Origin of the sequence: Prevotella sp. E9-3, from assembly GCF_022024015.1 — a bacterium.
Classification (GTDB): domain Bacteria; phylum Bacteroidota; class Bacteroidia; order Bacteroidales; family Bacteroidaceae; genus Prevotella.
In genome coordinates, this window is the sequence record NZ_CP091786.1 from 3,720,614 (window position 1) to 3,733,400 (window position 12,787).

A 12,787-nucleotide genomic window follows, 5' to 3' on the forward strand; every position below is an offset into this window, starting at 1 on the left:
CTATTTGTATTTTCCATGGTATCAATTCTTTATTTAAGTTTTTGTGAGGTTGTTCCCGTTTAGGGCTGTTCCACTACGAGGCCATCGTTGCCGCCCTGACTCTCAGGAGTTACCTCTACCCCACCTTTTCCTTGACCATTCTCATCATCGTCACTGATCACTTCGCTGAACAGGTTCTTAGGCAGGATGGCAAGCTTGGAGCCGCGGACGAGTTCCTTGACGCGGTGGCCCTGATCAACGGTGGTCTCAGGAATGAACTGAACCTTGAGCGCCTTCACGTGCTTACGCACATCGTAGTCCTCGATATTCTCAACGCCCTCACTCTTCATTGACATCTTAAAGACGCCCAGATAAGGAATGCGCACCTTGAACGATTTCTGCAATTGACGCTTGATGGCAGGTCCCATTTCAGAGAGCACAGCCAGGATGTCGGCACGCTTCAGCGTAGAGTTCTCTTGAATGATGTCGGCCAACTCTTCGATGCCTACTTCGCTCAGGATGGCTACTCGACCGTAATACTTTCCGAAACTCTTTTCGTTGCTACGGATGTTGTTTTGAACTTTCTTTACAAATACTGTCATAATTTTTTTGTGTGTTTTTTAAATTGTTAAATTAATAATGTTAATTGTTTCTCATGGTGTCTCGCGCCCTTGTTTGGCGTTCAACAAGTCCCTCGGCCGTTTGGACATTGCAAAGGTACGATGATTTTTCTTTTCCGCAATAGCCTATATGGATAGACATGCGGATAGACATTAGGATAGAGACTTTGAAATGTTACTCCACAGTGTGTTTTCCATTGTTTCGCGTTCACTCATTCTGAGGTAGCGCTTCATGAAGTTCACACTTTTCACTCCTTTTCTGTTCTGTCCTTTCTCTGCCATTCCATAAGGGTTGTTGGGCACTTTAGTGTGAAGCACTCTGCAACAGCGTTCCACGATACATCTGAAAGTGAGCGGAACCCCATACTCATCAATGATGGTCATCTGGTTGTAGGCATAGTACAATGCCTCCATCAGATCGGTCTTGGTGGCAGTCCACGTCAGTTGTTCTTCCTCACTGTGATTCATAATCTGTTCCACTTCCAGGGTCAGTTTCTCTTTGGCAATGCGCAACCGCTCCATTCGTTCATTGGCAGCGGCTACAGTAGGTACTGTGTACTTTTGCATGGTTTGGTTTTTGTGATACTATATAATATAATAAGGTGTTATCCACCCATCTCTTTTCGCCTACAAAGTTACTCATTTCTTTAATTATATTTTTCAATTATTCTATTAAAATAGTTTAAATTGCAAATTTTATATTTAATTTCTGTTAACTATCAGGGATAATAGTTGTAACTAATACAATTAATCTCTATATTTGCAATTGAATTGACATAAATCAATCAATTCATACCTTCATTGGTATCATGTGGTTTATAGATTGACGATAGTCTGATTATCATTGATGGCACACACTAACAACTACAAAATACTTTCAAGACGAACAAAATATATAAGAACTACATACCGGTAAAGAAATAGAAACTTACTAACATGGAGAAGTCAAAACATTATGCTAACTTTACTTATCGAGAGAGAAGTGTACACCAATGCTCCTCTTTCTCGATATTGTGTACTGTTATTTGGTGAATTAATCCGCATCTTTTTTTAAAAGATTACTCATTATTTTTGCCACGTTAAGACGATTACCATTAAATACTTTTTATCAAAACATTAATACTAACTATTTATGCGTAAAATTAAACTTTTATTGTCTTTTCTCACCCTGTTCATGGGGGGAAATTATGTGAGTGCGCAGGAAACACCAGAAAATAATGGTGTTTACTACCTGTACAATCAATCCAGCGGCCTGTTCCTGACCCGCGGTAACAACTGGGGTACACAGGCAGTGGCAAGACCCGTTGGTCTGCCTTGGAAAGTAGCCTTGAATGATGGTAAATACACGCTTCGCATGTATGACCTTACTGTTGCTGGAATTACTTCTGGTTTTGGCAGCAACGCTTATACCGATAATGGCAGTCCCATTGATTTCACTCCTGCCGGTAATGCTACAGATGGTTTTACTCTGCAGAATGGAAGCAACTATATCACTTGTCCTGCTACTGCCGGTGATATAACCCTCTCATCAACATCCAGTGCATGGCAATTCCTCACTCAGGCACAGTACGATGACATTCTTGCTGCTAAGGCATCAGATCAGGAGAGTGCCGTTGCTGCTGCTAAAGGTATTGTTATTCCTGATGGCAAGACCCTGAGTGAAGTAGTGAGCGATGCCAATAACTGGGCTTCTACTACAACAAATGACGGAGTACCCACTAAGGAAAAATGGACAGCAACAAATCATACATCTCGAAAAGAACAATATATAAACTGGGGTAATTATGGCTCTGAAATGTATCAAGTTTGTAATGGCCACTATACCCGTACCATTTCTGGATTGAAGAAAGGTATCTATAAGATATCTGCACGAGGCATGAAGCGTATGGGTTCTAATGCCGTTTGTACCACCATGGCAAATGCCGGCTATCCTGTTAGCGACACTTATCTGATTGCAAACGGAAATATCATTCGTTTCAAGGCTTGGGCTGAAGACCGAGTTTCTGACTCTAATCCTAACAGCACTGGCGAATTTGTAAACATCGTAAATAATGGCGGCTACACAACTGAAGGCTTCGTTTATGTAGGTGATGATGGTAATCTGAACTTGGACGCTTCTTCCGAGGCTTACTGGGGAACCTGCTGGTTCCTGTTCAATGGTATCTCATACACATTCTACAACGATGAGGTTTCTGATGATGATGCCACCACTATCCTTACTACTGCTAACAGTATCAAAGACAGCAAGATGGGTAGTGCTATCAAGAGCACTCTGACCTCTGCTATCAGCACTTTCGATGCCAACAAGACCATTGCTAACTTCAATGCGCTGAACGATGCCATCAACGCTGCCAATACTTCTATTGCAAGTTATCTGGCACTCGCTACAGCTATTGCTAATGCAAACAACAACACCATTTACAAGCCTGCATTTACTGCCAGTGCAACTCTTTACACAGATGCAGTCAGCGCTGCACAGAGCGTTTATGACAACGCTGAAGTTGACGATTGTGCTGCTACCATCAATACATTGACCAATGCCATCTATGGTGTTTACGAAAACGACTATTCTGTATTTGCTAATAACTATAAATACGACTACTCTACCCTGCTCAATCAGGATATGACAAAGTGGGCTTCTACCGACTATGTTACAATGACTGCCAATGAGCACTGGAACGGACTGACTGGTCAGCGCTATTATGAGCAGAGCGGTGCAGAATGGGGCAAGAACTCTTGGAGCCACGCTGCTTCTGAGACAGCGATCTTGCCTGCCGGAAAATATGTGATGAGTATCACTGCTCGTGCTTCTGTTGATGTAACATCGACTATGAGCGTAAAGGTTGGCAACAATGATGCTATCACTGTATCACTAACCAACAAGGGTGCTGATGGCCGTGGTATTATGACCAACGGTACTGGTAGCTATCAGGACGGCACATACGCTAAAGGCGGCGTAGGTTACGGTTGGGAGTATCGCTTCATCTCTTTTGAAGTGACAGAAAACAATACACCTGTAACCATCAGCTTTAGCTCATCTACCAATGCAAGTCATAACTGGGTAAGTATAGCATCACCATTGCTGAAAGGTGATGTACACCCCAACCAGATCAAACTGAACCAGATTAATTCTTTGCTTACTACCCTGACTGGCTATGAGAATAAGATTTCATCTGAAACTTACGCTACATTTGCTGACCATATTTCAGCTGCCAATGCTGCTACTGTAGAAAGCACAAATCTGGATGCTATCATCACTAATTTGCAGGCCGACATTGCTATTGCAACAGAAGAGTTTGCTGCCTTTGAGCGTGGCGCTGCCATGAACGATCTCATTGCTGGTGCCAACTCGGTTGTTCTTTCCGACGAGGCTACTGCTGCCAACTGGAAACCAACACCTACCTACAACGACTGGAGTACTGAGGCCGACAACACTGGTATGGTAACTCCATTCCTGCAGAACTGGATTGCTAAAGGAAACACTTTGGCCGACAATAGTCTTGCTTATCATTCTATCAGAGGCATTCAGGATGGTTTCTACGAAGTGTCTGCTCTGGTACGTATCTACTCAGAGAGCGGTGAAGAGCCCAGTGCTACTTCTGCCGTATTCACTGTTAACGGTACTTCTGTTGATCTGCTCGATGGTACCAGCTTCGTATTTAACAATATGAAGGGCGTCTATAAGAACGTTAGCGTCAAGCTGCAGATTAAGGATGCCCTCAACATTGGTATTGCTTACAGCGACGCAGGCTTCAACTGGATTTCTTGGAAAAACCTGAAAGTTACCTATCTGGGTACAAAGGTTGCCGACAATGAAGACTACACAGCACTGAACAATGCTATCACTACTGCTGAAGCAAAGGTTCTCGGTTTCGAAAAGGACGAATTTGCTCCTTACAACAATATCGATGCATTGGCTGCACTTGCTGCTGCTCAGGCTATCAATCCTGCCGAAACAAATATCAAGGAATCTGTAAATGCTGTTACCGATGAACTGAACAACGCTGTTTGGACTGCTAACGCTGAAGAGGTGAACGCCATTGCCTTTGGAGACCTTTCTACCTACGAGACTGTTGATGGTAAAGACTATCCTTATGGTTGGAGCAAACTGAATGACGGCTCACGTATCATGGGTGGTTCTGAAGGAACTGAAAATGCTGGACTTTCAGCTTCTTCTACCAAAAAGGCTATGCTTCTGAAGTATAATGCTTCTTATGGTGAGACCACTGGTTATACACTGCCTCTGAAGGCTGGTAAGATTTACAAGCTCACATTTAAGTATTGCGGATGGGGCAACCAACCTACAACAAACATCATACTGACCGATCCTAATGGTAATCCTATCGCTTTGGCTCCTGGCTTCTGTCCTGCTACTAACAACGGACATAGCGATGCTGCCAACTGGTATGACTACACTGGCTACTTCACTTCTACTACTGCCGGCGATTATGTACTTACACTCAAAAAGGTAGAAAGCGGACAGCAGCAGATAGCATGGGCTGATATGGAACTCAAGTCTGCTTCTGAAATTGTATTCGCTGACGGTGATGTTCCCACTTATGCTCCTGGCAACTATCCCGCAGTGAAGATTGCTCGCAACCTGGCTACTAATAAGTGGGCTACTGCTGTATATCCATTCGCTGTAAGCGGTGTTGACAAGATTGCTGTTCTCGATAATTATGCTGCTTCAACAGGACAACTCAGTTTCGTATCTGCAAGCAACAGCACTGCTAACGTGCCATTCCTGATGCGTTCAAATGCTGATGTAAGCGAGATTGCTCTGACCGATGTATATGTAGAGGCTATCAATAATAATCCTTCTGCTACTGCAAACGAAGTTCACTTCATTGGTTCTTACACCAAGAAGGATATCACCAATGCCGAGAAGAACTACGTGCTGAGCGATAACACCATCTATCCTGTTGGTGAAAATGCTGCTACCATCAATCCTTATCGCGCTTACTTCCAGGTTGATCAGGCAGCTGAAGCTCGTGCACTCACTTTGTTCATCGATGGCGAGGTAACTGGCATCAGCGAACTGGTGAAGATGAGCAACGAACAGCAGGGTCAGGTTTATGACCTCCAGGGCCGCAAGGTAGAGAAGACTGCCAAGGGCCTCTACATCAAGAACGGCAAGAAGGTTGTAGTAAAATAATACAACATATTAGTCGATACTAAAAAAAAGATTATGAAGAAGTATATTAAACCAAATTTCAGCTATGAGGATCCTGAAATGGAACCTTTGCTGAGTAGTAATTCTATTCTTGGAGTAGATGGTGCTGACAATTTGAACGTAAGCAATGAAGATTTCAGCGGCGGTAATGCCGACAGCCGTAATAATCTTTGGGACGACGATAATTTTTAGTTATTAAAATATTATTAGTAAATTGTTAATTGAGGCGGCTCCACTGAGATAGTGGGGCCGCCTTATTTTTTGTGTATTTCCCCTCTTCATAGGTTTTCCAGTCTGCTTCACGATTCCTCTACTTCACAGTTTTTCAAGTCTGCTTTACGATTCCCCCACTTCACATAGCTTCCGAGCCATATTGTTCAAAGCCAGACATTGCTGTCGGGTGATGGTGGTACGTTCGTTATGGTGCGCCCAGGGTGCCAACAGCAGCAGGCGCCCCTCAGCACAGGCCTCCATCAACTTGGCCCCTTTCGGTTTGTCCAGATCGGTAAAGCCATTCTCCTGCAGCACAATCAGGGGCAGGCCTTCCGCAAAGGCAGCATTGAGCACCGCCTTCTCGCCACTCGATATCTTCGGTGACACCAGTACCGCTCCGTTCCTGGCAGCAGCAAGAAAACTCTGCACCACCCGTTCCACCTCCTGTTCAGTGAGGCGCCTTGACAACTGCACCTGTTTCAGTTCCGGATGTTTCAGCAACTGCACATTGCCGATAGCCGAAAAGGTAATCCCAGCAGCCACCACATTGCGCTGCACCCTCAGGTACTGCGGGTGCTCGCGTCGCATCAACAGTCGTCGCGGGTTGTCGTGCAGGTAGTCCAGCCACCGCTGCAACTGCCCCCTCCGAAAAAGTATCTTGTCGTTGTACCCTATAGAAAAAAGGAGGCCCTGCGCCGAGGGGCTGCTGGCTGTGGGGCTACCGGCTGTTGTGGGGCTGCTGGCTGTTGTGGGGCCTTTGTAGTTTGTGAGGCCTCCGCTGGCTGTTGTGGGGCTGGTCCTGTTTGTTGCGACTGAGTCGCAACGTACTGTACTGGGCGGCTGTCTTGGATGGGGAACGCCCCGTTGCCATACAGGCGCTTATAGTGGCGGTTGCATCCGGTTTTAAAGCCGGCTATCACCTTACTAAGATGACAGGGCAGCTTCTCCCTCACCCATAGAATGCCATGCAGGTGGTCGGGCATCAACTGAAGGGCAATCACCTTAATCTGAGGATAGTAAGAGGGAATACCATACCACTCCTCCATCACCAAACGCCCCAACTCCGACGGCTCCAACCGCGGCTCGTCACTATGAACTATGCATTCTGAACTATGATCTATGCATTCTGAACTATGATCTATGCATTCTGAACTATGATCTATGCATTCTGAACTATGATCTATGCACTCTGAACTATGATCTATGCACTCTGAACTATGATCTATGCATTCTGAACTATAATCTATGCATTCTGAACTATGAACTCCAGAAGCATCTGAACGCCCTACCACCTGACCAAACAGGGGACGGCGCCCCTCAATGGTCAAAGTAATCATATACATGCTGGACTCGGTATAGTCGTAATCTGCACAACGCCGCTGCATCGACTCTTTCTTGTCGCCTGCAAAGGGGCGATGATTCTCTGCAAAGGGGTGATGATTCTCTGCAAACGGGTGATGACTCTCTGCAAACGGGTGATGATTCTCAAAAGTTTCTTTATCCATTTATTGAAGATATGAATGGTAATAATACCACTTTTGCTGATGTTAATGGTTTTTGGTTTTGCAAAGATAATACAATGTTTGCATTTAAAGGGACCTTTATCCGGTCGATACTTATCATTTTCGAACCTTTATTGTTGCATTTGTTACAATTTATCGATATAATCCCATTATTTATCGATATAATCCGTATAATGTATCAAAATTACACTTATTTTTGTAGCACCGATTAAACTTTAGCTTACCGAAAGCAAAAACTATCAATATATATTATTACTTATTAAAATCTTAACATTAATTTTTCACTATGAATATTAATAATCTTTGGATTTAAATAATCCTATCCGTCGGTAGATGAATGGCATCAGCGACCTGCAGATCTCTTAAAGATGTCTGAGGGTTCGTATGAACGAATGACATATACATTGACAACGGTAAAAAGACTGTTAGATAGTAATGTTCAAAAACTATTAAAGTGATTATTATTAGTCAGTAGTTTAAATTAAATTTCCATGAGGCGATACCACTGTGAAGTGCTATTCGCCTATTTTTGTGCATAACCGATAACTATTTCAAGTTTCGCATGTTACGAAGATATAGGAAGATAGAGGTAGATAGCCGCTTTTCAGCAGCAGAAGATAGAGGACATTACTCCATCTGTGGTGATTCTGCAGAAAAACTATTGTCATTTATCTCCTTCTGTCTCCCTTTATCTTCAAGGCAAGCGGAGCTTGCGAAAGTTAAGTAAAGAGGAAAATATCGATTTTATACTATTAAAAAGCACTATATTCAGGATATCATACAGAAAATGTCGTTATTTTTGCACCAAATACGATATTACTGCAATTCAACAATGAAGAAAATTTTTACTGTTTCAATGCTGCTACTGGCAGCTACTTCTATGAGTGCCCAGCTGGCTGATATGGCCATTGAGCAAGGTCCGTTTGACAACTCTTATGAGAGTGCATCCAACTGGGAATGTCCTGAATGGTTCAAGGATGCTAAGTTTGGCATCTGGGCCCACTGGGGACCTCAGTGTCAGGCCGAGGATGGCGACTGGTATGCCCGTTTTATGTACTATTCGGGCACCGGACAATACAACTACCACGTGAACCATTTCGGCAACCCGAAGAACTTCGGTCTGAAAGACCTGTGCAATGCCTGGAAGGCCGACCGTTGGGATCCGCAAGAACTGGTGAGCCTGTACAAGAGTGTGGGTGCCCGCTATTTCATGGCCTTGGGCAATCATCATGATAATTTTGATATGTGGAACTCACCCTATCAGGAGTGGAACACCGTAAACGTGGGTCCGAAGAAGGATATCATCAAAGGCTGGAGCGATGCCTGCAAGGCTGAAGGACTGCCACTGGGTGTGTCTATCCATGCCTCACATGCCTGGACCTGGCTGGAGCCCTCGCAGAACTATGACGGCAATCTGACCAAGGCCGACGGCACCGGAAAATGGTGGGAAGGAATGGATCCGCAGGAGCTGTACGCCCAGAACCACCCCCACTCTACCGGATGGGCAAACAGCGGCACCATTCACAGTCAGTGGGAATGGGGCAACGGTGCCTCACAGCCTTCTGAGGCCTATAAGAAAAAATTCCAGAACCGCGTTTTGGAGCTCATCAACGACTACGAGCCCGACATGATTTATTTCGACGACACGGCCATGCCTTTCTATGGCTGTGACGACCAGGTAGGCAAGAACATTCTCCAGCACTACTACAACCACAGTGCTGCCCAGCACGATGGCAAGCCCGATGTACTGGTGACGGGCAAACAGCTCACCGATGCACAGAAGGAATATATGATGTGGGACGTGGAGCGCGGTGTGCCCGACCGTCCGCAACAGGCCTACTGGCAGACCTGCACCTGTATAGGACAGTGGCACTACGACCAGAATGTGTATAATAACAACAGCTATAAGAGTGGAGCTACCGTGGTGCGGATGCTCATCGACGTGGTGTCGAAAAACGGCAACCTGCTGCTCTCTGTGCCCGTGAAGGGCAACGGCACTATCGACGACAAGGAGAAAAAGGTGCTAGCCGACATCAAAGCCTGGATGGACATCAACAGCGAGAGTATCTACGGCACCCGTATGTGGAAAACCTTCGGTGAAGGACCATTGGCAGAGGCCGTGAACCCCATGAACAACCAGGGTTTCAACGAGGGACAGAACTACTCATCGAAGGATGTGCGCTATGTCACTAAAGAGGATGCCGTTTATGCCACCATCATGGACTGGCCCGCCGCCGGACCCTTCACCTTCAAGGCATTCTCTATTGCCCAGCCCTCGTACAGCGGAAAGGTACAGAGTGTATCGCTGTTAGGCTATGGCGAGGTGGAGTTCAGTCATACCATCAAAGGACTCACCGTGACCATCCCCACCACCAAGCCAAATGTCATTGCCCCTGTGTTCAAGGTTACCTTTATTACCGACAACCGCACAGCCTACGAGAAACTGCAGGGAACCATCAGCGAGGTAGAGACTACCCTCAACGAACTGCAGTCGCAGGTGCAGGCCTATAACACCGGCAAACTGAGTCCGGCAAAATACGAACAGTTGCGCACGGCCATTCAGCAGGCTAAGGAAACTCCCGAGGAGGCTACCGACCAGCAGTATGACGATGCCTGCGAGAAGCTCATCTCGGCATTCCGCAACTTTCTGAACAATAGTGTGAACAAGGGTGGTGCCTTCACGGGCGTGATAGACAACAACATCACGAAAGAGCAACTCATAGAGGCTGAAAACTTTACCCGTTCGGCCGGTGGTACCAAGCGTTTCGGAGCCCCGAAATACTGGACGGTGGAGAATTTCAACATCCCCAACGGCAACGACGGCACCAAACAGGGACTCGACAAATACACAGGAAAGGAGTCGCTCATGATCGGCGTGTGGAACGACCGTGAGAATAACACCTCCGGCAGTCTGGAGCATGCGCGTATCTACCGCAAGATTACTCTCCCTGCAGGCAAGTACTATTTCGGAGCCGCCTACAATGTGACCCACAACCTGAACGAAGAGGCCTATATGTTTGTGAGCCGTGAACTGAGCAACAGCGCCGAGATTCCACAAAAGAGCATCGCCTTCTACAACCTTAACAAATGCAGCAGCGACAAGAATATTCAGGGTCTTTACTTCCAGCTGGACGAAGAAACCGAAGTATATATCGGTTTTCAGGCCGACATGCTGAACGGTTCGCCCACACAGGAGTTCAGAGCCGAACAGGTGTGCCTCTATACGCTGAAAGAACTGGGCGAACGCCACAGCGAGGACAAGGGATGGAGCAAGATCGAGGCCCTGCCCGACGACGTGAGCCAGTATTTCTTTGCCCTCTACGACCACGATACCGACAACGGTCTGGTGCTGTCGGCAGGCAACAAGCAGGGTGCCAGTTATCAGACCATGTGGTATGAGGAGGATGTATATCCCGAAGGCAACAAGAATGCCCTGTTCACCTTTGATGCTTTCAACGAGGACAACAACTCGGGCGTGAAGGGCGACAACCTGAAATGGCTCATCATCACCAGTGCCGGCAATCCCAATGTGTGCCTGCAGTCGAACGATGCCCCCAACGACTGGAACTTCCGCACCGAGAACAACGGCGACGGATGGACCGACCGCGCCTATGTGAGTCCCGCCTATGTGAAAAACGACCTGCCCTCCGGCTACTGGACCTTTACCAATCATAAGAGCAATGCTCTGCTGGGACACTTAGACGGTACCAACGAGATAAGCGGCAGTGCCACCGCCGAGAACGAGGGCCACTACGACATCTATGCCATAGAACGCGGAAAATACGTGAGTGCTGTTGAGAACATCGACAAAGCTTCTGAACAGAACCCCATCGATATATCCTACGTCATCAACAATGCCGATGGCACCCGATATAATAAGTTCCATGCCAAACAGCCCGTGGGATGGACACTCTCGCTGGAGAATGCCTTCGAAATAGAATACGGCAACTACCTGGAGGCCAGGGTGGGCACCAGCTATTTCAACAAATGGCAGAGCTCGGGCAACCTGACCGACCGCACCATCAGTCAGCAGCTGACGGCTCTCCCCATAGGCAAGTATCGGCTCAGCGTTCGTACCAGTTCCAATGTGATTCATCCGGGAGCCTACCTCTTCATTAACAGTGAGAAGGCCGATATGACCAAACTGAAAAACAACACCATCACCGTCACTGCCGAGACTGCCGACGGCACCCTCACCTTTGGTGTGGAACTGAAAAACTACCAGAGCTTTGACTGCAAGTTCGACCACTTCACCCTCGAATACCTTGGCAATCCAGCTACCTCCGGCATCTCCGATCAAACTCTCAACTCTCAACTCTCCGCTCGACCTTTGGTCGCTCGCAAGGCGAGAACTCACACCTCTCAACTCACCGACCTCTCCGGCCGACGTGTCACCAACCCCACCAAAGGCATTTACATTAAAAACAGGAGGAAAGTAATACTTTGATAGTTCATAGTTCATAGTTCATAGTTATGTCATCATAACCCCTCCTTCGTGAGGGGTTTATTTTTTAATTTCTACTAAACCACGGACTCGTTAAAACAGTTTAATTCAAAATTTTTTCTACATGGAAGTATTGGAAAACCGATTGCGATGACTTACCTTTGCACCCGAAAAACGAACCACCAGCCCCGGAGGTGAAGCGTGCCAGAAGGGGGATGGAACGTAACACACTAAATAACAATAACTACCATGTACACACACACACAAGAGGGCAACGCCTATTGCCCGACATTCAATGTCAATGAGCAACTCACCGAACATTTCAACCTCAGCGAGATGCTTTATTCCTACACTTGCGAACGCATCGGAATGGTAAACCGACTGGACAACCCGGAAGAAATTATTCCCCGACTGCGTACTCTCTGCCAACGGGTGCTCGAACCACTGCGCCAAGAGTTCGGACCTATCCGCATCAACAGCGGCTACCGTTCAGAATGCCTGAACTATGTAGTGGGAGGTGTCAGCTACTCACAACACCTTTACGGAGAAGCTGCCGACATCTACACGCCCAACGAGGAAACAGCCCTGAAGTATTTCAACTTCATCAAGGAAAACCTCGAGTTTGATCAACTGCTCATCGAGCGGCAGAACCGTACGGGCATCGTCTGGGTACACGTCAGCTATTCAGAGCGACACGCCAACCGTAGGAAAATTCAACCCATCATCAATGTATGATGGGTTTTTTATTCTACTGTACTGCAATAGAACTTCCGTTATGCTGCAATAGAACTTCTATTGACGTATAATAGAAGTTCTATTAATTTATAACTGTTAT

At 46.4% G+C, this 12,787-nt stretch carries 8 protein-coding genes; 4 read left to right on the top strand and 4 right to left on the bottom strand.

The window, feature by feature from the left end; all coding sequences use genetic code 11:
- Window positions 1-59 precede the first annotated feature (59 nt).
- Together L6475_RS14445 and L6475_RS14450 are read right to left on the bottom strand one after the other, a co-directional pair.
- Window positions 60-581, bottom strand: coding sequence for an HU family DNA-binding protein (locus tag L6475_RS14445; protein WP_237821256.1), 522 nt, complete (start codon window positions 579-581; stop codon window positions 60-62).
- 171 nt (window positions 582-752) lie between these two features.
- The gene (locus L6475_RS14450; RefSeq protein ID WP_237821258.1) at window positions 753-1,166 is read right to left on the bottom strand and encodes a hypothetical protein; all 414 of its coding nucleotides are present in this window, start codon (window positions 1,164-1,166) and stop codon (window positions 753-755) included.
- A 565-nt stretch (window positions 1,167-1,731) separates the two neighbouring features.
- Here L6475_RS14450 and L6475_RS14455 point away from each other — a divergent pair.
- Entirely contained in the window at window positions 1,732-5,754 is a 4,023-nt protein-coding gene (locus L6475_RS14455; RefSeq protein WP_237821260.1) for a hypothetical protein, read from the top strand.
- A gap of 33 nt (window positions 5,755-5,787) precedes the next feature.
- Entirely contained in the window at window positions 5,788-5,964 is a 177-nt protein-coding gene (locus tag L6475_RS14460; protein ID WP_237821262.1) for a hypothetical protein, read from the top strand.
- A 144-nt stretch (window positions 5,965-6,108) separates the two neighbouring features.
- Here L6475_RS14460 and L6475_RS14465 read toward each other — a convergent pair whose 3' ends face one another.
- Entirely contained in the window at window positions 6,109-6,573 is a 465-nt protein-coding gene (locus tag L6475_RS14465; protein ID WP_237821264.1) for a hypothetical protein, read from the bottom strand.
- Between the two features lie 83 nt (window positions 6,574-6,656).
- Window positions 6,657-7,490: a hypothetical protein gene (locus tag L6475_RS14470; protein WP_237821266.1), complete on the bottom strand. Its 834-nt coding sequence runs from the start codon at window positions 7,488-7,490 to the stop codon at window positions 6,657-6,659.
- Between the two features lie 850 nt (window positions 7,491-8,340).
- On the opposite strand from L6475_RS14470, the gene L6475_RS14475 reads away from it, so the two are divergent.
- A complete protein-coding gene (locus L6475_RS14475) occupies window positions 8,341-11,955 on the top strand; it encodes an alpha-L-fucosidase (RefSeq protein ID WP_237821268.1) in 3,615 nt (1,204 codons plus the stop codon).
- A gap of 246 nt (window positions 11,956-12,201) precedes the next feature.
- The gene (locus tag L6475_RS14480; protein WP_237821270.1) at window positions 12,202-12,687 is read left to right on the top strand and encodes a D-Ala-D-Ala carboxypeptidase family metallohydrolase; all 486 of its coding nucleotides are present in this window, start codon (window positions 12,202-12,204) and stop codon (window positions 12,685-12,687) included.
- The last annotated feature ends 100 nt before the right edge of the window (window positions 12,688-12,787 follow it).